The organism is Bradyrhizobium sp. dw_78 (assembly GCF_018449525.1).
Taxonomy (GTDB): domain Bacteria; phylum Pseudomonadota; class Alphaproteobacteria; order Rhizobiales; family Xanthobacteraceae; genus Bradyrhizobium.
The window spans coordinates 1063444-1083124 of sequence record NZ_JAAVUS010000001.1; the positions used below are offsets into that span (position 1 = coordinate 1063444).

25 protein-coding genes and 1 pseudogene are annotated in these 19681 nt (G+C 60.0%); 14 read left to right on the forward strand and 12 right to left on the reverse strand.

Translation table 11 applies throughout. The annotated features are described in order from the left end of the window. Positions 1 to 139 precede the first annotated feature (139 nt). Together HB630_RS04895 and HB630_RS04900 are read left to right on the forward strand one after the other, a co-directional pair. Positions 140 to 1288 carry a hypothetical protein gene (locus tag HB630_RS04895; RefSeq protein ID WP_213770409.1) on the forward strand — a complete coding sequence of 383 codons (1149 nt, stop codon included), beginning with the start codon at positions 140 to 142 and terminating at the stop codon, positions 1286 to 1288. A 61-nt stretch (positions 1289 to 1349) separates the two neighbouring features. Then, a complete protein-coding gene (locus tag HB630_RS04900; RefSeq protein WP_213770410.1) occupies positions 1350 to 2102 on the forward strand; it encodes an alpha/beta hydrolase in 753 nt (250 codons plus the stop codon). Here the strand turns inward: HB630_RS04900 and HB630_RS04905 are convergent. Continuing rightward, positions 2088 to 3419 carry a hypothetical protein gene (locus tag HB630_RS04905; RefSeq protein WP_346656041.1) on the reverse strand — a complete coding sequence of 444 codons (1332 nt, stop codon included), beginning with the start codon at positions 3417 to 3419 and terminating at the stop codon, positions 2088 to 2090. The two genes, HB630_RS04900 and HB630_RS04905, sit on opposite strands and share 15 nt — an antisense overlap. A gap of 324 nt (positions 3420 to 3743) precedes the next feature. On the opposite strand from HB630_RS04905, the gene cysE reads away from it, so the two are divergent. Both cysE and HB630_RS04915 read left to right on the forward strand, forming a co-directional pair. Next, complete coding sequence (gene cysE, locus HB630_RS04910; protein ID WP_213770411.1) at positions 3744 to 4571, forward strand: serine O-acetyltransferase; 828 nt, start codon at positions 3744 to 3746, stop codon at positions 4569 to 4571. 282 nt (positions 4572 to 4853) lie between these two features. Further along, a complete protein-coding gene (locus tag HB630_RS04915) occupies positions 4854 to 5072 on the forward strand; it encodes a DUF3126 family protein (protein ID WP_213770413.1) in 219 nt (72 codons plus the stop codon). Between the two features lie 44 nt (positions 5073 to 5116). On the opposite strand, the gene HB630_RS04920 is transcribed toward HB630_RS04915, so the two are convergent. Continuing rightward, positions 5117 to 5839, reverse strand: coding sequence for a hypothetical protein (locus tag HB630_RS04920; protein WP_213770415.1), 723 nt, complete (start codon positions 5837 to 5839; stop codon positions 5117 to 5119). 222 nt (positions 5840 to 6061) lie between these two features. On the opposite strand from HB630_RS04920, the gene HB630_RS04925 reads away from it, so the two are divergent. Both HB630_RS04925 and HB630_RS04930 read left to right on the forward strand, forming a co-directional pair. Then, positions 6062 to 6391, forward strand: a complete 330-nt coding sequence (locus HB630_RS04925) for a hypothetical protein (protein WP_213770417.1) — start codon at positions 6062 to 6064, stop codon at positions 6389 to 6391. Positions 6392 to 6509: 118 nt separating this feature from the next. Then, positions 6510 to 7040, forward strand: a complete 531-nt coding sequence (locus HB630_RS04930) for a gamma carbonic anhydrase family protein (RefSeq protein WP_213770418.1) — start codon at positions 6510 to 6512, stop codon at positions 7038 to 7040. Between the two features lie 46 nt (positions 7041 to 7086). On the opposite strand, the gene HB630_RS04935 is transcribed toward HB630_RS04930, so the two are convergent. Further along, on the reverse strand, positions 7087 to 7317 hold the full coding sequence (locus HB630_RS04935) for a hypothetical protein (RefSeq protein WP_213770419.1): 231 nt from the start codon (positions 7315 to 7317) through the stop codon (positions 7087 to 7089). A gap of 320 nt (positions 7318 to 7637) precedes the next feature. Between HB630_RS04935 and HB630_RS04940 the strand changes: the two genes are divergently transcribed. Then, on the forward strand, positions 7638 to 7976 hold the full coding sequence (locus HB630_RS04940; RefSeq protein WP_213770420.1) for a hypothetical protein: 339 nt from the start codon (positions 7638 to 7640) through the stop codon (positions 7974 to 7976). A 162-nt stretch (positions 7977 to 8138) separates the two neighbouring features. Here the strand turns inward: HB630_RS04940 and HB630_RS04945 are convergent, their stop codons facing one another. After that, entirely contained in the window at positions 8139 to 8375 is a 237-nt protein-coding gene (locus HB630_RS04945) for a hypothetical protein (protein ID WP_213770421.1), read from the reverse strand. Between the two features lie 319 nt (positions 8376 to 8694). On the opposite strand from HB630_RS04945, the pseudogene HB630_RS04950 reads away from it, so the two are divergent. The 3 genes and pseudogenes from HB630_RS04950 to HB630_RS04960 all read left to right on the forward strand — a co-directional run. Next, positions 8695 to 8886, forward strand: a pseudogene (locus HB630_RS04950) (dienelactone hydrolase family protein); the annotation flags it as partial. Then, on the forward strand, positions 8886 to 10283 hold the full coding sequence (locus HB630_RS04955) for a class I SAM-dependent methyltransferase (RefSeq protein WP_249780637.1): 1398 nt from the start codon (positions 8886 to 8888) through the stop codon (positions 10281 to 10283). The pseudogene HB630_RS04950 and the gene HB630_RS04955, both read left to right, overlap by 1 nt. Then, complete coding sequence (locus HB630_RS04960; RefSeq protein WP_213770424.1) at positions 10276 to 11835, forward strand: sulfatase-like hydrolase/transferase; 1560 nt, start codon at positions 10276 to 10278, stop codon at positions 11833 to 11835. Before HB630_RS04955 ends, HB630_RS04960 begins: the two co-directional genes overlap by 8 nt. A 259-nt stretch (positions 11836 to 12094) precedes the next feature. Here HB630_RS04960 and HB630_RS04965 read toward each other — a convergent pair whose 3' ends face one another. The 4 genes from HB630_RS04965 to HB630_RS04980 all read right to left on the reverse strand — a co-directional run bounded on the left by HB630_RS04965 (position 12095) and on the right by HB630_RS04980 (position 15014). Then, positions 12095 to 12541, reverse strand: coding sequence for a hypothetical protein (locus HB630_RS04965; RefSeq protein ID WP_346656031.1), 447 nt, complete (start codon positions 12539 to 12541; stop codon positions 12095 to 12097). A gap of 231 nt (positions 12542 to 12772) precedes the next feature. Next, on the reverse strand, positions 12773 to 13075 hold the full coding sequence (locus HB630_RS04970; RefSeq protein ID WP_213770426.1) for a hypothetical protein: 303 nt from the start codon (positions 13073 to 13075) through the stop codon (positions 12773 to 12775). 373 nt (positions 13076 to 13448) lie between these two features. After that, positions 13449 to 14069, reverse strand: a complete 621-nt coding sequence (locus tag HB630_RS04975) for a transglutaminase-like cysteine peptidase (protein ID WP_213770427.1) — start codon at positions 14067 to 14069, stop codon at positions 13449 to 13451. A 330-nt stretch (positions 14070 to 14399) separates the two neighbouring features. After that, a complete protein-coding gene (locus HB630_RS04980; protein WP_213770428.1) occupies positions 14400 to 15014 on the reverse strand; it encodes a PilZ domain-containing protein in 615 nt (204 codons plus the stop codon). A gap of 268 nt (positions 15015 to 15282) precedes the next feature. On the opposite strand from HB630_RS04980, the gene HB630_RS04985 reads away from it, so the two are divergent. From HB630_RS04985 to HB630_RS28605, 3 genes are all read left to right on the forward strand, one after another. Next, complete coding sequence (locus tag HB630_RS04985) at positions 15283 to 16263, forward strand: tripartite tricarboxylate transporter substrate binding protein (protein WP_213770429.1); 981 nt, start codon at positions 15283 to 15285, stop codon at positions 16261 to 16263. A 163-nt stretch (positions 16264 to 16426) separates the two neighbouring features. Beyond that, entirely contained in the window at positions 16427 to 16627 is a 201-nt protein-coding gene (locus HB630_RS04990; RefSeq protein ID WP_213770762.1) for a hypothetical protein, read from the forward strand. 332 nt (positions 16628 to 16959) lie between these two features. Continuing rightward, entirely contained in the window at positions 16960 to 17094 is a 135-nt protein-coding gene (locus HB630_RS28605) for a hypothetical protein (RefSeq protein WP_276571581.1), read from the forward strand. A gap of 192 nt (positions 17095 to 17286) precedes the next feature. Here the strand turns inward: HB630_RS28605 and HB630_RS04995 are convergent, their stop codons facing one another. From HB630_RS04995 to HB630_RS05010, 4 genes are all read right to left on the reverse strand, one after another. Next, positions 17287 to 17571 carry a DUF1488 family protein gene (locus HB630_RS04995; RefSeq protein ID WP_213770431.1) on the reverse strand — a complete coding sequence of 95 codons (285 nt, stop codon included), beginning with the start codon at positions 17569 to 17571 and terminating at the stop codon, positions 17287 to 17289. Positions 17572 to 17655: 84 nt separating this feature from the next. Beyond that, positions 17656 to 17850: a hypothetical protein gene (locus tag HB630_RS05000; protein ID WP_213770763.1), complete on the reverse strand. Its 195-nt coding sequence runs from the start codon at positions 17848 to 17850 to the stop codon at positions 17656 to 17658. An 83-nt stretch (positions 17851 to 17933) separates the two neighbouring features. Then, positions 17934 to 18230, reverse strand: coding sequence for a hypothetical protein (locus HB630_RS05005; RefSeq protein WP_213770434.1), 297 nt, complete (start codon positions 18228 to 18230; stop codon positions 17934 to 17936). Next, positions 18223 to 18492, reverse strand: a complete 270-nt coding sequence (locus tag HB630_RS05010; RefSeq protein ID WP_213770436.1) for a hypothetical protein — start codon at positions 18490 to 18492, stop codon at positions 18223 to 18225. Before HB630_RS05010 ends, HB630_RS05005 begins: the two co-directional genes overlap by 8 nt. Positions 18493 to 18850: 358 nt before the next feature. On the opposite strand from HB630_RS05010, the gene HB630_RS05015 reads away from it, so the two are divergent. Then, positions 18851 to 19657 carry a transglutaminase family protein gene (locus tag HB630_RS05015; protein ID WP_213770438.1) on the forward strand — a complete coding sequence of 269 codons (807 nt, stop codon included), beginning with the start codon at positions 18851 to 18853 and terminating at the stop codon, positions 19655 to 19657. The last annotated feature ends 24 nt before the right edge of the window (positions 19658 to 19681 follow it).

Sequence of the window (19681 nt, forward strand, 5' to 3'; positions counted from 1 at the left end):
GCTGTTTTGCTCATGCAAATTCGACACAATCTTGTCGTCAAGAGAAGCCCTTCTTTCGTCGGGGCTGTTGTGTCTTAAAAGCGGCACACCATTTCAGGGCGGCGAACATATCAGGGTTTCCGGGGTGAAGGTTTCCTGGATGAAGCGGTTGTGGCTCGGTTCGGCGATTATCGGTACGGCAGTGTGCGCGGTCGCGTGCATGCTGTCGTGGCCGCACGCGCGCGACGCGGCTGCCCTGCTTGCCGCACAGGACGATCCGGGCGCGCTTTCGGATATCCAGATCACCTCCGCCTTGAGAAATAACGATTTCGTTATAACCGGAAATATCGAGGCGGCGCTGGCCGCGCATGACGCCGATCTCGCCAACAGTTTTGTCGATCTGGCGCAGGCGAAACATATTCGCCTCGACGATCGATTATTGCGGCGGGTCGGCGATGCCGTGGACGAACAGAATTCGGCGCCGCATGTCGCGAAGGGTTTTGCCAGCGGTCTGCTGACCGGAAATGCCGATGATGTCGCCAGCATGTCGGGCACCGTTGCCGGCGATCTTTTCGTGTTCGGCGATATCAGGGATGTGGTGCGCGAGGGCAAGCATCTGGCGATGGGCGAGGAGACTGATCGGCTGGTGCTGGGCCTTGCCGCCGCGGGCCTGGCGATCACCGCGGCAACCTACGTCTCCGCCGGTGGCGCGGCGCCGGTGCGCGCGGGCCTCACGCTGGTCAAGGATGCCGGCAAGGCCGGGCGGATGGGAGAGGGGCTGACGCTGTGGGCCGGCCGTTCCGCCCGCGACATCGTCGATATGCCGATGCTGGAGAACGCGGTTGAGTCCGCCTCAGTGCTGCGGCCCGGTCAAACCGCCACGGCCATCAAGGCGGCGTTTCGTCCCGAACAGGCGGCCGGGCTGGTTCGGCTCGGCAAGGATGTCGGACGCGTCGGTGAGAAAGCCGGCCTGCGCGGTGCGTTCGATACGCTGAAAATCGCCGAAGGCCCCGAGGATGTCGCCCGCGCCGCGCGGTTGGCGGAATCCAAGGGCGGGCAGACCCGCGCGATCCTCAAGATGCTCGGCCGCGGCGCGTTACTGCTGGCGGCGGGCGCGTTCGATCTCACGCTGTGGGTGTTTGGCGCGGTGCTGGCGCTGTTTGGCCTGTTGTCATCGATCAAGGCCACCACCGAACGCCTGACATGGTCGTGGCTGAATCACAGGAAGGCGCGACGGTTGCGAAAACAGATGGCAGCCGTGGCCTTGGCGCCTGACCCGCCGCTGGCAGGCGTCGCCGCCCAAGGCTAAGTTAGCCAAGGCCACTTATAAGCCTTCAAGTCCAACCCCTCCCCAAAACACGGAATGACCGATGCCGAGCTTTCACCACGGCGATGTTGAAATTGCCTATCTCGATGAAGGGGAGGGCGATCCGATCATGCTCGTTCATGGCTTTGCGTCGAGCAAGACGGTGAACTGGGTCTATCCGACCTGGGTCTCGGAACTGAAGAAGCATGGCTACCGCGTCATCGCGCACGACAATCGCGGCCATGGCGATTCCACGAAGCTTTACGATCCCGAGCAATATCACATCGGCATCATGGCCAGCGACATCACCGCGCTGATGGATCATCTGAAGATCGAGCGCGCCGACATCATGGGTTATTCGCTCGGCGGCCGGATGACGGCCTGGCTCGCGCACCGGGAGCCGCAGCGGCTGCGCTCGGCGATCCTCGGCGGCATCGCGATGGGATTGATCGAGGGCGGCGGCCCCGGCGAAAACGTGGCGAAAGCACTGGAGGCGGATTCGCTCGATGACGTGACCGATCCGGTGGGGCGGACGTTCCGCGCTTTCGCCGATCAGACCCGTTCCGATCGCCGCGCGCTCGCGGCCTGCCTGCGCGGTTCGCGCCGGCTGATGACGAGGGAGGAAGCCGCCGCCATCAGCGTTCCCGTGCTGGTCGCGGTGGGGACCGCAGACGAGATCGCGGGATCGGCGCCGGCGCTCGGAAAGATCATTCCCGGCTCGAAGGTGCTCGATATCCCCAACCGCGACCACATGCGCGCGGTCGGCGACAAAGTCTACAAAACCGGTGTGCTGGAATTTCTCTCACAGCGAAAGTGACTCGTCGCCGGTCTTGTCGCCGTCGGCGAAGTGCCTGATCGCGGCGATCAACACCGTCAGGGTCGCGATCCACACCATCCGTGCGCCATAACGGTCATGCGGCCCGGATATCACGCCGCAGACCACGGCATTGCCGAGCAGGGCAAGACCGACTGTCGCCGCGAGCAGCGTGAGATCGTCAAGCTGCTGCCGCCAGATCGCGGATGTCAGGAGGGCGACGATCGCCAGCATCGAGGCCAGCGCGACCGGAACGTGGACCCAGTTGACCGGAGTGAAATTGATCTCCCGGCGCTGCTGACGCGCGGCGTGCATGGGCTTGGCCTGTTTCGGAATGTAGCGTTCGATGATGCCGTAAGTATGAGGAAGCCAGGTGTCGCTGCCCTCGCCGGTGGCGACATGAACCAGTTGCTGCGCGGTGGCGGCGATCGCCGCTTCGGCCTGCCAGGCCGGATAGTCGGCCAGCGAATGCAGGACAATGAAGCCCATCTCGTCATTCAAGCCCTGAAACCGGCCGAGCTTGTCGAACATGCTATGGCCCCATAGAAATTCATCCGCGGTCGCCGGCAACTCGTTGGCGTAGGGGCAGAGTTTAAGCTGTTGCTGGGGACAATGTTCGCGCAGATAGCGTGCGACGATGCCGTCCTGCATCATCCGGCCGAATGCGACGCCGTAACCGCCGGGCGTCCACGCCAATTGTCCAGACAATGCGAAATTCGCGGCAAGCAGCATCAAGGCGCCGGCCACAATGGTGAGGCTGCCTTGCACGAGTCCGGAAACGGCAATTCGTTTCCGCAGCAACGGTCGCGCCAGCCAGCCCACGCAGCATAATCCGAGAAGCACGGCCAGCGTCGCGCTGTGGGTGGCGCCGGCGAAGGCGGTGAATGCAAACAACAGGATTTTTTCAGCCGTGGAAGTCTTGTCGCCGTGCAGGACCAGGATAAAGAGCGACAGCACCGACAGGCCGGCGAAGATGTCGGTCAGCAGCAGGCTTGCGAGCCACGGCAGCGCCGTGGTCAGGACCAGGGCGATGCCGACGGCCATCAGCCGCGCCGGGCGCGCCATGCCGAACACGCGCAGCGTCAATTGCAGGATCCAGAGCGTCGCCAGCGCCTGAATTCCGAGATTGACCCAGAAGCCGGAAGGCTCGCCGAGATGCAGATAGAGACCGTATACGGTGGAACGGCTGGGAACCAGATAGCCTTCGTACCACCTTGCCAGATAGCCGCCGGTATCCCACTCGAGCAGCGGGTATCGATTCCAGATCGCCGGCATGACCAACATCAGCGGAATGGCCAGCGCTGACGCCCAGACCCAGATCGAACCGGTCCGGCGCGCCGTTAAAGTCTCTGTGGTGATGCTGCTTCTCCCCGTTTGAGTTACTTTGCCTGCCCCGGCCGCGGGCCGGAATCGGTAAATAGTTGGATGTCTTGCTGCTTGATTTCCCGGAATTCCCGACCACTTTGAGGCAACCCTGCCAGCGCCGGCGGATTTTGGTCTCAGTGAAGAAAATATGTCACTTCAATGGCTTAGAGTGTCTGTTGGGTAGACGTGACATTCACCATCAGCGGCATCCGGCCTGAGACAGAAGTTGCCGCGTTGTGTTATAATTACATCCAGTAATCGAATTTTCGAGATCAGCAAATGGCAGTGCATCAGGTCAATCCGCAGGGTACGAAGCTGGCGGCGCTCGATCCGATCTGGGATCGCGTCCGGCAGGAGGCGGAAGATATCGTTCGGCGCGAGCCCGAACTCGCTTCCTTCATCTATTCGACCGTGCTGCATCACGAGCGTCTGGGAGATTCCGTGGTTCATCGGATCGCGGAGCGTCTCGATCATTCGGCGCTGTCGGGCGATTTGATCCGCCAGACCTTTGACGAAGCGCTGCGCGACGATCCCGACATCGGCAATGCCTTCCGCGCCGACTTGGTGGCAGTCTACGACCGTGATCCCGCGACGTCGCGCTTCATCGACCCATTGCTCTATTTCAAGGGCTTCCATGCGATCCAGACCCATCGTCTGGCGCACTGGCTCTATAAAAAGGGCCGCAAGGACTTTGCATATTATCTGCAAAGCCGGTCCTCTTCGGTGTTCCAGACCGACATCAATCCCGCGGCCCGAATCGGACGCGGCATCTTCCTCGATCATGCCACCGGCTTCGTGTGCGGCGAGACCGCTGTGATCGAAGACGACGTCTCGATCCTGCACGATGTCACCCTCGGCGGCACCGGCAAGGAGAACGAGGATCGCCATCCCAAAATTCGTCATGGCGTGTTGATCGGGGCGGGCGCGAAGATTCTCGGCAATATCGAGGTGGGCCATTGCGCCCGCATCGCGGCCGGATCGGTGGTGGTGAAGCCGGTGCCGCACAATGTGACGGTGGCCGGCGTGCCCGCCAAGATCGTCGGTGAGGCCGGATGCGCCGAGCCGTCGCGCACCATGGATCAGATGCTCAACGCGATCGGAATCTGATTTTTAAGGCGCCTATCGCGGTTTCGAACGAAGCTGCCCCGCGTTTGGATAGCGCGGGTGGATGTGGTTGGCGGCAAGAAAACGCGTCAAAACGAAAAATTGCAGACCGGTTCTGATGGCATCAGAATCGATAAGGTCTGAACCGTCATTTCGCCGGAATTCCGGCCGCATGAATCGCATGTGTCGTTTTGAGGATATGTGTTGTTTCGAGGATATGGCTGGCGCTCAGCTTCGTCTCGTCCTAGAAACTTCTCCAAATCGCAATCTCAGTGGGAGACCGCCGTGGACGTTCAGGAAGTCAGGAAGCTCGACGCATATCTCAAGCGTGTATTCGGCAATCCCAGGATCCGCGTGGTGCCGAGGCCGAAAAAGGATGATTCCGCCGAGGTCTATATCGGCGAGGAATTCATCGGCGTGCTGTTCGTTGACGATGAAGATGACGACCGCTCGTTCCAGTTCCAGATGGCGATCCTCGAGGACGATCTGGTGGAGCAGGACTGAAGCGCAATCCTGCGCCGTCCCGAACCGGCGTCATCGCGCGACGGTCATCCTCTCGATCCATGCAACCGCGCCGTCAGCCGGTCCATCGCATTGGCTACGTCCCGCCATTGCGTGAGCCAGCTTCGCGGAAAGCGAAAGGTCAGATCGGCGCCGTCGACGCGGCGCTCGCTCAGACACATGCCCGGTGTCGCTGCGTCGCGCGTGCAGCGCGCGCTGAGATCGAGGTTTGGCGCATCCGCAAAAAACAGATCCTCGCCATTGTAGGGCGTGCCGTCGCGAAACCGGCGCATGCTCAATCCGTCCTGCGCGGCGCTTGAGGTCTGTTCGAGATAGCGCGGATAGATGGTATTCACGAGCGTATCCGGCGCCATTGAATCATGGTGCGCGGCAATCGACAGGAAGATCCGGTCGATGGGCTGCATGGCCTGTTGTTCCACGGTCTCGGCGCTGACGCGTTTGGGCGCCTCGGGGACGTCAAGCGAGGGATAGGCGAAGCTTAGATCGATCCGCTCCTGCGGCCCCGAATGCCGCTGGATCTTCATGCGGATCGCCTTGGGCGGCACATTGAAGAGGGTGGCTCCGACGCTGACCGGCAGCCGGTCCGGGCCGATCGAGGCCTGCGCTCCCCAGGTGGGCCACAGCAGATAGGCGACCACCGTAATCGCAGCCGTAGCGATCGCGCCTGCCGCGATGATCGGAAGCATGTGTCCGCGGCGATGCCGGCGCGGTCTGCGGGGGGAGTGCCGGGCGGCGGAGAAGGACGTCATGAACGCTGCATCTTGGAAACATCGGGAGGGGACGAATCAGCTTCCGGAATATGCCATGTGAAAGGCGATTTTTCGCAACGCGTTGCAAGACCCACAGGGAGCGAGCCATGTGGCAAGCGCGGTTCCGGCCGGCTGCATTAACCTTTCCTTAAGTATAGTCTGGCGGTCGGCGGCCAAGTTTGCGAAACAGGCAGGGCGTTGTTGCGTAGTGGAAAATCCCCGATGTCGCCTGATGCGTTGAATTCGCTGTTTTCCCTTTGCCTCGGCTTTGCGCTCGCAGGCGCGCTGACCAGCGGGTATCAGTTGTTGGCGGAGCGCCCGGCCGGATTTGGCTTGCTGCAGGAAGGCGTGGCTCCCAGCACCTTCGCCGCGGTGCCATTTCTGGTCTTCGCCGCGCCCTTTATCATCATGCGGAACACGTTGCGCGGCGCGCGGATCGAGCGCCGCCGCTTCGAATTCGTGATGATGGCCACCGTGCTGGCTGGCTTCTGGAGCCTGATGTCCGGCACGTTTTTCCTGATGACGTTGCGCCTGGCCGGTCTGCTGGCCTGAACCTTCAGCCCTACCTGATGCGGTTTGTCCGGCCTGAAGTCCGGTCGCAGGCGGGCCTTCCTTGAAATCATTGCTGTCGCCATGCCAAGGTCTTCTCGAAACAGGAGATTGACAGAGCATGGCGATCTACGAACTTGACGGGCAGGGGCCTGACCTTCCCGCGGACGGAAACTATTTTATCGCTGAAACGGCGGCCGTGATCGGCAAGGTGCGCCTGCTGAATGCCGCCAGTGTCTGGTTCGGCGCGGTGTTGCGCGGCGACAATGAATGGATCGAGGTCGGTGAAGGCGCCAATGTGCAGGACAATTCGACCTGCCACACCGATCGCGGCTTTCCGCTGACGATCGGAAGGAATTGCACGGTCGGTCACAACGTCATCCTGCACGGCTGCACGCTCGAAGAGGGCGCGTTGGTCGGGATGGGCTCGATCGTGATGAACGGCGCCAGAATCGGCCGCGGCTCCATCGTCGGCGCGGGCTCCGTCATTACCGAGGGAAAGCAGTTTCCCGAACACTCCCTGATCATCGGCGCGCCGGCGCGGGTGATCCGCACGCTCGAGCCCGCGCAGGTCGAAGCGATGGGAAGTGCTGCGAAGTCCTATCAGTCGAACGGGCCCCGTTTCAAAAACGGCCTGAAGAAGATCGGCTAGCTAGAGGCTCTTGGTGTCTACTGGAATCAGAACCGAAGCTCTTGTTTCAAGAGCCCGACTTTCGTGAATGGGTGAATCCCGTTTTGGCGCGAGCCCCTTCTTTTGGAAGCGCCGCGCTCTTGCGCAGCGCGTCCTTGAGGTCGACGGGAATGCCGTGCTTCTTCAAAAGATCGGCAAAGGCTTCATCGGCCAATTCCTGAAGCGTCGCCATGCGGTCGTGTCCAAGCTGCTTCAGCTTGTCGAACGTGTCGTCGTCGAATGCGATCAGCTTACGCATGCCTCGCTCCGATTCCCCGCAAGAGATAAGGACGTTCATCCAATCGCCATCGAGGAAAATCGTTCCGGCGAGGGATTGGTGTCTGCCTGCAGGCCGTCGCACGACAACAGGCATTACAATCAGTGTCGGCGACGAAGCAAATCGCATTGCGGCGTTGCAGCGGTTGTTAACCCTTGCAACGGGATAGCAATCCACTGCATTCGGTCGCGCAGAATTGAGCGATTTTATTTCCTCGAAACGCATTGAATTTGCGACATTGTCCCGGCTCCGAGCATCACGATCTCGGAAGTTCGTATCTGATGACCCATGGAGGGACGATAATGTTGCGTAAGACCTTTTTCGTGCTGGCCGCGATCGCCTCGATCGGCGTGATAGCGCCAGATGCCGCGCTGGCCCGCGGTGGCTTCCATGGAGGAGGCTTTCATGGCGGCTTCGGTGGCTGGCATGGCGGCGGCTGGCGCGGTGGCCGCGGTTGGGGCTGGGGTCTTGGCGCGCTCGGAGCGGGTGCGGCGTTGGGCTACGGACTCTATGGACCGTATGGCTATTACGGCTCTCCGTATTACGACGATGGTTACGATGGCGGCGGCTGCTACGTCGTTCGGCGACGCGTCCATACGCCGCGTGGCTGGCGGATCAGGCCCGTCGAAATCTGCGACTGAGCAGGCGCCGGCCTGAAGAGGGACTGCAATATTCCGTGCTTCGGAATTGCAGTCCTTCCTCTAGATTAGATTATTGTTCTGATGCATTTTCTTCACGCGAAACGGAATCCAGTCCGCTTTCCAAGTCCCGGCAGGCTTTCGTTCGAAAACGCTAAGCGTCGATTACTCTTTGTCGGATTGTTTCTTGGTATTGCCGTTGAAGAATCCGTTGAAAAATTGCAGCACACTTTTCCAGGCCGTAACAAAAATGGCTACACCGGAAGCCACAACCGCGATAATGCCCTGAAAAATAATGCTTCCGGTTCCAGGATCCAGATAGGCGGCGGCATCCGTCACGCCTGCAATCGTAAAATTCAAGAGCCCGAAACACAGCAAGACGTATTTTGTTTTTTTGTTCATCTCGCGGACTATCAGTGCTGCGACGCACACCGTCAATGAAGCTTTTCATCTTCAGAGATGAACTTTATTTAATTTGATTTCGGTGCTGGATTGAGACGTTCTCTTCTTATGGGGGCACGCGTAGCGACCGGCGCGCCGGAGGCGTTTGTTCAAGAACTAGCCGCGTCGTTTGCTCGTGGTGATTTGCGCCCAACGAAGCGACTTTGCTGAAGGCGTCTTGCAGCAAACCTGCCGAAACGGCCTCCAAGGAAACGACATCAAGGAAGCCGCAATGGGCGCCGAACTCTCGACATCCGATGTGATTGGACTGACGAAAGCGGGCATTCCCGTTGCGGCCGTCGAGGCGTTGAAAGCGGTGCTCGCAAAGGCCAACAATGCCGAATTCAAGATCTATCCAGGCGCCCCGCACGGCTTCCATGCCAATTACCGCGCGAGCTATCGCAAGGAAGCGGCCGGGGATGCGCGGAAGCAGATGCAGGCCTGGTTCAAGACCTACAAAGTGCTTGGCTGATGATGATCGTGCGTGACCATGGATCGTTTCGCGATCCGTCAGGCTACGTTGCGCATTATGGCGACAGGATCTTCAGGATATTGCGGGAGGATGCGTTCAGCTCGTTTGAATGGCTGAAATCGTCCGGCTTCCTGGCCGAGCTGGTCGCGAATAAATGGCTTGTGCCGACCGACGTGTCTTCGGAGCCGGCCGTCCAGGGGTTGTCGCAACGCGTCCTAGAGCACCGGCCGATCGATTTCATATCCTACCCCTATGAGTGGCCGTTCGAGCTCCTGAAGCGCGCGGCGCTGTTTCATCTGGACCTTCATCTGCTGGCGCTCGACTCCGGCTTCACGCTGACTGATGCCAGCGCCTACAACGTCCAATTCATCGGCGCCAAGCCGATCTTCATCGATCCGCTGTCGCTGGTGTCGTACAGCGAAGGCCAGTTCTGGTTTGGCCAGCGCCAGTTCTGCGAACAATTTCTCAATCCGCTTTTGTTCACCTCGCTGCTGAAGATTCCGTTCAACGCCTGGTATCGCGGCTCGCTCGAGGGGATTCCGTCCGGCGATCTCGCGCGCGCGCTCCGCCCGAAGCACAAATTGTCGTGGCGAATCTGGTCGGAGGTTTTGATTCCGGTCCGGCTGCAACGGTCAGCGCGATACGATCCTTCAAAAGCCGTGGCGGCAAAGCAACGAAAATTGCCGATGAGTGCCTTTCAATTCATCTTGCGCAATCTCAGGTCATGGATCGCGGGTATGCGCGATCCCTTTGCAAGGGAACAGACGGCCTGGAGCAGCTATGAGATCGAAAATTCCTATCTGCCGGAAGAGGGCAGGCGCAAACAGGCCTTCGTGTCGGATTTCGTCCAGCGCCTGCGGCCGCAAACCGTCTGGGATGTCGGCTGCAACACCGGCCTTTACAGCGAGACGGCTCTGCGGGCCGGCGCGCAATATGTCGTCGGCTTCGACAGCGATCACGGCGCGCTCAATCTTGCCATCCGGCGCGCGGTTCAGGGCAACCTTAAATTCCTGCCGCTTTTGATGGATGCGTGCAACCCCAGCCCGGACCAGGGATGGAATCAGAAAGAGCGATCCGGCCTGACGTCGCGGGGCAAGCCGAACGCCCTCCTGGCATTGGCGATCGAGCACCATATCGCGATCGCTCACAATGTTCCGCTTCCCATGCTGATGGACTGGATGACCGGCTTGGCGGATTGCGGTGTTGTGGAGTTCGTGCCGAAGGAAGATCCGACGATCCAGCGCATGCTAAGCATCCGGCCGGACATCTTCGATCACTACTCGCAGGCCGAATTCGAAGGCGAACTGACGAAACGCGCGGCCATCGAGAAAAAGGAAGTGATCTCCTCATCGGGCCGGACACTCTACATCTACGCGAAAAGCGCCTCGCATGCGTAAGGCATTCGATCTGCTGCTGTCCGTTGTCATGCTGGCGCTGTTCTCGGGCGTCGCCTTTCTCAATTTTTACCGGATAAATCTCGACAGCCTCGATGGGCCGTCGCGCGTCCTTCATTGGTATTTTGTGGTGCTTGCGGTCGCGGTCGCGATCTCGCTGGCGGCCAAGGTGGTTTTTCGGTCGTTTCCGATCGCCAGGATATTTCTGATCGCAGCCGCCATATCCTTCATGGCGTTTTCTTACGATGAGATAAAACTGCTGCTCTCCCACGATGAGATAAGGGCCCTGGTCGGTGGCCATAATCTCGTGCCATTCGCGATCGGCTGCTGGGTGGTTGCGATCGTGCTGGCGGCCGTGCTGGTGGGCGTCTTGTCAGGGAGTGCGGTGTTGCTGCCGACCATGGCACTGGTCGGGATCGTCTACATCGTACCCGCTGCGATCAGCCTGATCGATGCACGTTCGCATCCGGTCGTCGTGAACGATCCTAAAGCGCTTGCCTTGGTGGCGCGCCGCGATCCCAATGTGTACTGGATTGTACTGGACGGCTATCCACGCCAGGACGTTCTTCAGCAATTCTTTGATTTCGACAACGGGTCTTTCGTGGAGGGCCTGAAAGCGCTCGACTTCACCGTCTATGACCGCGCACTCGCAAGTTATCCGGAGACGATCTTTTCGATATCAAGCACGACTTCGATGGGGTTTCTGGTCAGCGGTGCCGGGACCTCGGCCAGGCTGCCGCCGCTTGCTGAATTATACCGCGACGTTCGCGGCCAGAACGTTGTCGTCAATACCGTGCGAGCGCTGGGCTATCGCTATGTTCATTTCGAGAACGGATATGACAATCTGACCCGATGCCCGATCGAAGGTTCCATTTGCATCAAGGGGAATGTCCAGTCCGACGATAGCGCGATTCCGCTCGACGAGTTCAACCTCGCCATTCTGTCGAGAACGCCGGTCATCGATCTGATGACGTTGCTTGAGCGGTCCGGGGAAACCTCGCCCTTCATGAGGGGCGCGGTTCATGACCTGACCGACGACCTTTCCAGGGTATCCGAACATGGTGCGCCCTTCTTCCTGTATGCCCACATTCTGGCGCCGCATCCGCCAGTGCGGTTCAGGCGCGACTGCTCGGACAGGCTTGTCCCGCCCAATCTGGTGGAATGGGATGCAACGGAAAAATCCGCATTCGTGGATCAGCTGATTTGCGTGAACAACGAGGCGATGGTGCTTCTGAAGGCCGTTGTGCAAAAAGACCCCCAGGCGATCGTCGTAGTTCAGTCCGATCACGGCACGGCGTTTCGCGGCCAGTTCCACAAGCCGTTCGATGCCTGGGACCAATTGGATCTAAAGGAAAGATTCGGCGCCTTGAACGCGCTTCGCGTGCCCGCGGCCTGTTCGAAGGATACGCTGGGGACCGTCGATCTCGTCAATACGTTCGTCCGGGTCCTGAACTGCATTTCGGACGGCAATCTGCCGGACCGGGCGTCCCGGCAGTTTGTCGTGTCGCATGCCGATATGGCGAGCGTTCACGAGTACAGGATGGATTCCGACTGAAGCGTTTTCGAGCGCAGGGGTTTCCGAAAGACGGATCTGAAGAGAGCCTGGAAAAAACAAGGCCGCCGGCGGAATATTGACGCCTGGTCGGCCTTGCCCTGCCCGGATATTAAAATCGGCTTGCGCCACCCGGTCCAAACATCATGCCCGGTTCCCATCCGGACGGATGTGATCCATTTCACAAACGGTCCAAAAAAGCCGAATGGCTCTTGAAGCGAGGCGACCAGACCGTCTGTCCCGCAGGCCGTTGTTTTGGCCATCAGCTTTTTGATTTACCATGCCCCTGCGCGGTTCTTGGCACGGTTCTGGTTCGCGGCGCGGCTCTGGCCGTGTGGGGTTTTGGCCGGCTCGCTGCCTGTTGAACGGAAGGCTGGCTGGGCGTCTCGGCGGCTTGGGCGCTCGCAAACGACTGCTTGAGGTTCTCGATGGCCGCAGTCAGGCTTCCAACCTGATCCGACAACCGCTTGGAGTCGTTCTGCTGCTCCGCCAGCAGGTGCTTTACGGTCTGCACTTGATCCTGAAGCACTTGCAATTGATCGATCGAATCCTGCTGCGACTGACCGAGGGCCGTGGTTTTCTCGACAAGTTGCTCGGACACCTGAATTGTGCGGGCCTCGATCTGGCGGGCGGCCATGGCGGAGCGGTCCTGTTCGGGCGATTGGCCGGTATAGGCGCGCCACAGCACGATCGATGCGGCGCCGGCCACCACGATTCCGAGCGCAACCGCGGCGAGAGCGATCGGTTGCGCTCCGGCCGGCGCCAAGCCGTTCGCCCTTGCGTCCGGATGGAGATCGATCATGGAACTAAAAGCGCGGCGCGCCGCGAAAGTTCCGGCGGCGCGGAATGAACTTCCGCGGGCTTTAGATCGGCTGGGGATATCTCGGTGTTTTGGAAAAACAGCGGTTAAGGACTTGGCGGCGGAAGAACAGGGCGGACATCACATCTCGACATCAGGTCGCAGAATGAGTCGGACGTGCCATTTCATCTGCGGTTGACTTTGCCGGACACAAAACTGGCCATTCCCGATCGGCACCGTCAGGACCGAGGTCGGTTTACCACTGCAGCATTGTTGGAATTGGTCGGGATATCCAAGCGGATAGAGATACAGACGCGTGTAGTACGGCTCCACGGAAACGACGACATCCATATGTTTTAGGCCGCGCGGGACCTTGCCAGCCAAATCGAGGGTGCGTTCGCCCGGTTGGCATGCGAGCGCTGCGATAAGTAACAGCTTTTCCATCGGCCGCTTATACGAACACGCCGCCGAAACAGAAAGACCGCCCGAAGGCGGTCCCTGCAGGCCCGATGGTGATGCAGATCAGGTCAAACCAGGCGCGGACCCGTTCCGCTTGGGCACCGAAGTGCCCAATAACATTAGAGCATGATGGGTTCTGATCGAATCAGAACCGAAGCTCGAGCTTCTTGTTTTGACGCGTTTCTTCGCGCGAACCGGTATCCACTTCGCTCAAAAACGCTTCAGTTAAGAGCTCCAGTTAAAAAAGGTGCGGCCGAGCCTTGGGGGAGGCTCGGCCGCGCGCGATCCGGTCTGGGACGGGGAGGGGTGGGGATGTGACCGGGTCGCGTGTTCCGTCCTGTTCTTTCCTGTTCTTTCGTCAGCGGGCGCTGGCGGTAGCGACCGCAGGATGGCTGTCGCCAAGCGCAACCCACGCATTCGGATCGCTCTGCGACTGGCGTTTGATGAAGTGGTAGCCGGTCTCGGTCCAGGCCACGACGTTTTCGTTCTGGTTGTCGAGGATGTACTCGCCCTTGTCCGTCTTCACCGTCAGTACCGCGTGACCTTCGTCGTTCCTGTCGCGCACCACCGTGATCAGCAGCGCTTCGCGCGGCCAGCCGGCGTCGATCAACATCTTGCGTTTCAGCAGCACGTAGTCCTCACAGTCGCCGTAACCGTCCGTCGGCAACGACCATTTCTCGACCACGCCCCAATGCTCCATGTCGGTCATCGGCTTGACGGTCTCGTTGACCCAGCGATTGACCCGCACCAGATCCCGCCATGCCGTCTGCGACATCACGATATCGCGTGGTTGCGACGTGCCGCGCGGACATTCCCCGGGGTTGTCGCCGCAGAATTCGACCCAACCGATCGGCGCGCGCGTGGTGTCGCCAATGCTCGCATATAGAACCCGTTCACCGCCGGCTCGCGCCGACGTGCTCATTGCCAACAGGACGGCGACGATCGCCAACCCTGTCCCCTGTCCCCTGAAACCAAACATTGTGGCCCCCGTTTCTTGTTGGGACCACGTTTCGCACAAAGGTTTTGCGCCGCCGCTAAATCAAGCAAGTACATTTGACGCGAATGAAAGTAAAAGCTGCGGCGAATTCGATCTATACTTGAATATAATTTGCGTAAAATTTGAAATAACTGCAATTGATTCAAAATTTATGCATTAACCCGCGCTGCAGTGCCAGCGCAGCGCTTTGGGCGATCGCAGCCGGCGCCGTTAACCGGCCGCGGCACATGCCGGAGGGTGCAAAGGCGGCATGGAGCGCCGGGAAGGCCGCCTCGAAAACCGCTCAAAGGGGAAGGTGGGGTCTTTCGCGCTTTACCGCGCGGTAACGCTGTCTTCGAGCGTTTCGACGAGCTGCTCGTGCAGGAACTCGAGGGCGAAGCCTTCCTCGAGATTGCGCACCACCCGGGACTGGACCCGGCCGAGCATCACGATGGATTTCAGCGGCGGGCGGTTCTCTGCGGCAATGGCCGCGCCGGACAGCGACATGTCGATGACCCGACAGGTCATCTTGGTGCCGTCCTCGAGCGTCAGCACCGCGATCGGGTTGCGCGGTATGATGCGATCGTGGCGGCGATCTTCCGGCAAGTTGAGGATGTCGCGGTTGGCGAGCCAGGTCAGCTGCGCCGCCAGCTTGTCGCGCTTGCGCGCGGTGGCGCCGATGGTCATGGCAAAGCCGTTGTCGATGATGCGGGTGATCCTGCCCTCGACCCGGCCGATATGGTCGAGATAGGCGATCACGCGATCACCGACATTGCCGATCCCCGGCGCCAGCAGCGCCAGTCCGCCCGGCGACATATTGACGATCTGGCAGGGAAATTCGCGGCGGTCCGGCAGCATGTAACGGCCGAGCAGGTGAACCTTCACGCGTTGAAAGCGTCGTCGCTCCTCGGCGGCCGGAAGGATAGATTTCTTGTGCGTTAACGCCATCATCGCCACCCGACAGCCGGCCTTCGGCCGTCGTTCAAGACCCTACGGCCGACAGGGTTAATGGGTGGTTAGCGCGCGCGGCGTGAATTAAGATCGCGCCGTCTTTGCCGCCGCCGGGGATCCGTCGTGAACGGCAACAGGAAAAGCAAAAGCCAAAAAAGCAAAAGAGGGAACGTCCATGGATCAGAGATCATCGATGACCGTGTAGACCTGTTCCGCAGGAAGAGAAGAGCGTGGGATAGTCTTTCGCAATTTCGAGGGCGTCGTCATGAAGGTGCAGCGCCGTCACTTTCTGTGTCTCGGGGCCGGTGCCGCGGTGCTTTCAGCAGCCTCGCGCGTAGCGCGCGCGGGAACCTATCCGTCGCGGCCGGTTCGCGTGGTGGTCGGCTTCGCCGCCGGCGGCGGAACGGATGTTGTCGCGCGCTTGACGGGCCAGTGGCTGTCCGAGCGGTTCGGTCAGTCCTTCGTGGTCGAGAACCGCACCGGGGCCGGCAGCAACATTGCCACCGAGGCGGTGGTGAATGCGCCGGCAGATGGTTACACCCTGCTGCTGGCGAACACCGCCAACACGGTCAACGTCTCGCTCTACAACAGGCTCAATTTCGATTTCATCCGCGACATCGCGCCGGTCGCGGCGCTTCTCCGCGCGCCCAACGTCATGCTGATCAATCCTTCATTCCCGGCCGCCAGTTCCGTCACGGCGTTCATCGCCTATGCCAGGGCCAATCCGGGCACTGTCAACATGGGCTCCGGCGGCAATGGCGGGCCGGTCCACATGGCGGGCGAGTTGTTCAAGATGATGGCCGGCGTCAATCTGGTGCATGTGCCCTATCGCGGCGAGGCGCTTGCGATCACCGACTTGCTGGCCGGTCAGCTTCAGGTCGTGTTCGGGAGCCTGTCTTCGTCAATCGGGTATGTCAAAAGCGGCAGGTTGCGTGCGCTCGCGGTGACCGGCGCGACCCGCTCGGAGGCGCTGCCCGAGGTTCCCGTGATGGCCGATTTCGTGCCGGGCTACGAGATGAGCACCTGGTACGGCATCGGCGCGCCGAACAAGACGCCCGCCGCGATCATTGACAGGCTCAACGCGGAAACCAACGCGGTGCTCGCGGACCCGGCGTTCAAGGCTCGGCTATCCGATTTCGGCGGCGCGGTGATCGGAGGCCCGCCATCGGCGATGGCGCAACTCGTCGCGGAGGAGACCGCGAAGTGGGCCAGGGTGGTCAAGTTCGCGGGAATTCAACCGATCTAATCGGAACCGGTAATGATCTGAGGCAGACGCTCGTCAAGCGCAGCGGGACGAGAGGTCGCAGAGCGTCCCTTAAAAAGGCGCTCAACGCCATCGGATTCGTCTACACATGGGAAGGCGAATGACCGGATCATTTGCCACACGCCCTTCAAGCAATGGAGCCTCCATGAGCGAGCGACTTGAGACGCTGAAGAAAGCCCGCGAGCGTATGATCGAAGACAGGGATGTGCATGCGAAGGTGCTGGCGGCTCCTTTTGACCGGGACAAGGCGGAGCGGGCGCGCAACAAATTCATCGAGATTCAAGGGCTGATCGACGCGCTGGACCGCGCCATCAGCGGCGAGGAAAGCGTCCTGTCAAAAAGCTAGAGCATGATCCGGAAAAGTGGGCACCGGTTTTCCCTCGCGGCAAACGCGGAACGCGTTTGCGCGGAGATCATGCTCAAACAAGATAGATATCGGACGCGTAACGCCCGACCGGGCGAACCGAAAAAGCTTCGACGGTTTCCACGTCTGGGATAGCCGAAATGCGCGCCAACTAATCCGTAGCTATTCGGAGACAATGAGCGCACAGTCTCGACATGCAGGTTCTTGTGTCGCGCAGAGAAGCTTGTTTCCGGCGCTGTGCGTTCGGGCGGTCGAGCCGCGATGTGACGCCCTGATTCAACGATTTCATCATCACCAAACCAACGGAGATCATCATGGCCAAAGGCGAGCAAAAAGGTAATCGGGAAGCCAAGAAGCCCAAAAAAGAGAAGATCAAGACAATTGCAGCCGCGCCAAGCCAGAAGGCTTCCGGATGGCAGCCGGGCTTGTCCTCCGGGAAAAAGAAATAGCGATGGCTGGCGTATTTGATCCCCGGCGCAGTGTTTAAACAATCTGCGAAAAGGGATTCCCGCGGGCGCGACGGGACTAGCAATGGCGCGGAGTTCTATCGCGTTTTCAAGCGAAGTGGCTTGCGGTTCGCGCGAAGAAAATGCGTCAAAAAATATGAGAGCCGGTTCTGATTCAATCAGAACCAATAAGGCTCAGGTGCTCTTGCGAAAATCGATGCCGCGCAAGATGATGCCCGGAGGCGTGCCTTCGAATTCCTTCGCCTGGAATTTGTTGGCGGCGCAATTTTCAATCCGATCGCGCAGTCGCATGAACTGAGCCTCGCGCTCGTCTGCCTTGGTTCGCGTCAGGTTTTCCAGATCATCCATGGCGGAGGTGGAGATCGCACACCGTACCTCTCGCTGGCCGTCGACCATCGAAAACAAGATGACCATTCGGTCGAATTCGTAGCCGAGAAAGCTACCGCGTGTAAGTGCCATTTGATCGACTCCTTCAGGGAGGCTGCTTTTCTTCGAGAGCGGGACGTCTCGATCGCGCGAGACGTCCTTGGCCTGTCGGATCCGTTATACGGCGCGCTTGCGTTTTGCGTCTTTTGGCGGCGGCGGGTCGATCTCTGCGATCTTGCGCAGGCAATCGGCTTCGGAATCATGTGGCCCCGAAACGAACGTTCCGCTCACCTTGGTGCTGTACCAGCCTGAAATGACACCGAGCCGAAGGGATTCTTCGGTTTTGACATGGCGTGGCGAAAGATTTTGCATGGAGTATCTGCTTTCAGGTCGGCGTCGATCCTCATCGAGCGCAAAGGGTGAGCTTCCCGGTTGTTCGGCGAACAACCATTGGTTCAGGTTTCGTTGGAGAGCCGGGCAAAGTCCTCAAGTACGGCCGCAACGAGATCGCGATGATGGGTGTCGTCCGGCGCCAGTCCCGCGGCGTATAAATTCAGGATGTAACGCGCCTTGGCTGCCGCCTCCGGCCAGGAGGCCGCTGAAGCCGACAGAAGCTGGCTTTCGAGGATCGCCTGCCGATCCCGCAGCTCCCTTGCGTTGTTCTCGATCTCCGCCAGGGCACGCCGGATGCCGGTCGCTTTCTGAGCGGCCACGCCGCGATGCTTGTCGAGATCGAGCGGTTTGTCAGTCATTGGGCGCGCTGGCGTCGATCCGCTGCGCATCCGCCAGATCGACCGAGCCGATCGACACCATCTCCACCGTTGAACTGCGCGGTGCGGCCCCAGGCACCATAATCATGGTCGCAACACGGCGGAATGACGCGAAGGAAAGTCCTTCGATCATCTCTTCATCCGTGATGACCTCATAATTCCCGGCGGGCAGCAGTCGATCGATGCCCCGCATCTGGAAAGGGTGTTTGAAGGTGATGGTTTCCCGTCGCGAGCGCATGGTCATGCGTGATTGCCTTTCGCAGACAGCTCCGCCCCCGCGCCATAATTGTGCATGATGTTGACCCTGCGCTCTTTCGACCCAATTAGCTATCTCTTTCTTGCGGGATTATTGATGGCCGCGGGCGAATAACCCCGGCCACGCCTTGTACTATGCGGCCTTCGTCGCCATCTTCGCAGTGCGCCGGAACGATTTTGTATTATCGGGTCGGATGGGTCACGCGACCGGCCGGCGCTGTTGGTCATGCCTGCAAACTTCATTTCAAGATTTGCTTCGAAGCCATTTCGATATGGCTCGGTGAAGGTGGCATGCCTTTCTTAGATGACTCCGACTCAGATGACTCCGACCGGATTGGGTGTTTCATATGAAGATTCGTGTCGGGTTCGAGATGATTTACGATTTCCCGCAACCGACTCCGTTGATCGCAGTGCTGGGCACGCATTTCACGCGGGCGTCCGATATCATCGTGCCGGATTATTTGACCACCAGTCCTTCGGTGCCGATCACGGCGTATCGCGACGGCTTCGGCAACTGGTGCAGCCGGATGGTCGCGCCGGCCGGCCGCATGCGGCTCTCGGCAGACGGCACGGTGCGCGATAGCGGTCTGCCCGATGTGATTGTTCCCTCGGCCGCACAACACGCCATTGAGGAATTGCCGGCGGAGACCATCGTCTATCTGCTCGGCAGCCGTTACTGCGAGACCGACCGGCTCTCCGACACGGCATGGAAATTATTCCAGCAAACGCCGCCGGGTTGGGCGCGGGTCCAGGCGATATGCGATTTCGTTCACAACCACATCGCGTTTGGTTACGAATATGCGCGCGCGACCATGACGGCATGGGAAGTGTTCAACGAACGCAAAGGCGTTTGCCGCGACTACGCCCATCTTGCCATCGCGTTCTGCCGTTGCATGAACATTCCGGCGCGATATTGCACCGGCTATCTCGGTGATATCGGAATGCCTCCGCCCTATGCCGCGGGAGATTTCGCAGGATGGTTCGAGGCCTTTATCGGCAACAAATGGTACACCTTCGATGCCCGCAACAATATCCCGCGGATCGGCCGTGTCCTGATCGCTCAAGGTCGCGATGCCGCGGACGTTCCGATTACCCAAACTTTCGGGCCGAACACGCTGGTCAGCTTCAAAGTCTGGACGGACGAGATCGCGTAGATGTTCGGCGCTACATCGATTTCC

Excerpts from the sequence above, each read along its gene's own strand:
- HB630_RS04895 (WP_213770409.1), top strand. The coding sequence starts at position 140 with ATGAAGCGGTTGTGGCTCGGTTCGGCGATTATCGGTACGGCAGTGTGC.
- HB630_RS04900 (WP_213770410.1), top strand. The coding sequence starts at position 1,350 with ATGCCGAGCTTTCACCACGGCGATGTTGAAATTGCCTATCTCGATGAA.
- cysE (WP_213770411.1), top strand. The coding sequence starts at position 3,744 with ATGGCAGTGCATCAGGTCAATCCGCAGGGTACGAAGCTGGCGGCGCTC.
- HB630_RS04920 (WP_213770415.1), bottom strand. The coding sequence starts at position 5,839 with ATGACGTCCTTCTCCGCCGCCCGGCACTCCCCCCGCAGACCGCGCCGG.
- HB630_RS04925 (WP_213770417.1), top strand. The coding sequence starts at position 6,062 with ATGTCGCCTGATGCGTTGAATTCGCTGTTTTCCCTTTGCCTCGGCTTT.
- HB630_RS04930 (WP_213770418.1), top strand. The coding sequence starts at position 6,510 with ATGGCGATCTACGAACTTGACGGGCAGGGGCCTGACCTTCCCGCGGAC.
- HB630_RS04935 (WP_213770419.1), bottom strand. The coding sequence starts at position 7,317 with ATGCGTAAGCTGATCGCATTCGACGACGACACGTTCGACAAGCTGAAG.
- HB630_RS04940 (WP_213770420.1), top strand. The coding sequence starts at position 7,638 with ATGTTGCGTAAGACCTTTTTCGTGCTGGCCGCGATCGCCTCGATCGGC.
- HB630_RS04945 (WP_213770421.1), bottom strand. The coding sequence starts at position 8,375 with ATGAACAAAAAAACAAAATACGTCTTGCTGTGTTTCGGGCTCTTGAAT.
- HB630_RS04955 (WP_249780637.1), top strand. The coding sequence starts at position 8,886 with ATGATGATCGTGCGTGACCATGGATCGTTTCGCGATCCGTCAGGCTAC.
- HB630_RS04960 (WP_213770424.1), top strand. The coding sequence starts at position 10,276 with ATGCGTAAGGCATTCGATCTGCTGCTGTCCGTTGTCATGCTGGCGCTG.
- HB630_RS04970 (WP_213770426.1), bottom strand. The coding sequence starts at position 13,075 with ATGGAAAAGCTGTTACTTATCGCAGCGCTCGCATGCCAACCGGGCGAA.
- HB630_RS04975 (WP_213770427.1), bottom strand. The coding sequence starts at position 14,069 with ATGTTTGGTTTCAGGGGACAGGGGACAGGGTTGGCGATCGTCGCCGTC.
- HB630_RS04980 (WP_213770428.1), bottom strand. The coding sequence starts at position 15,014 with ATGGCGTTAACGCACAAGAAATCTATCCTTCCGGCCGCCGAGGAGCGA.
- HB630_RS04985 (WP_213770429.1), top strand. The coding sequence starts at position 15,283 with ATGAAGGTGCAGCGCCGTCACTTTCTGTGTCTCGGGGCCGGTGCCGCG.
- HB630_RS04990 (WP_213770762.1), top strand. The coding sequence starts at position 16,427 with ATGAGCGAGCGACTTGAGACGCTGAAGAAAGCCCGCGAGCGTATGATC.
- HB630_RS28605 (WP_276571581.1), top strand. The coding sequence starts at position 16,960 with ATGGCCAAAGGCGAGCAAAAAGGTAATCGGGAAGCCAAGAAGCCCAAA.
- HB630_RS04995 (WP_213770431.1), bottom strand. The coding sequence starts at position 17,571 with ATGGCACTTACACGCGGTAGCTTTCTCGGCTACGAATTCGACCGAATG.
- HB630_RS05000 (WP_213770763.1), bottom strand. The coding sequence starts at position 17,850 with ATGCAAAATCTTTCGCCACGCCATGTCAAAACCGAAGAATCCCTTCGG.
- HB630_RS05005 (WP_213770434.1), bottom strand. The coding sequence starts at position 18,230 with ATGACTGACAAACCGCTCGATCTCGACAAGCATCGCGGCGTGGCCGCT.
- HB630_RS05010 (WP_213770436.1), bottom strand. The coding sequence starts at position 18,492 with ATGACCATGCGCTCGCGACGGGAAACCATCACCTTCAAACACCCTTTC.
- HB630_RS05015 (WP_213770438.1), top strand. The coding sequence starts at position 18,851 with ATGAAGATTCGTGTCGGGTTCGAGATGATTTACGATTTCCCGCAACCG.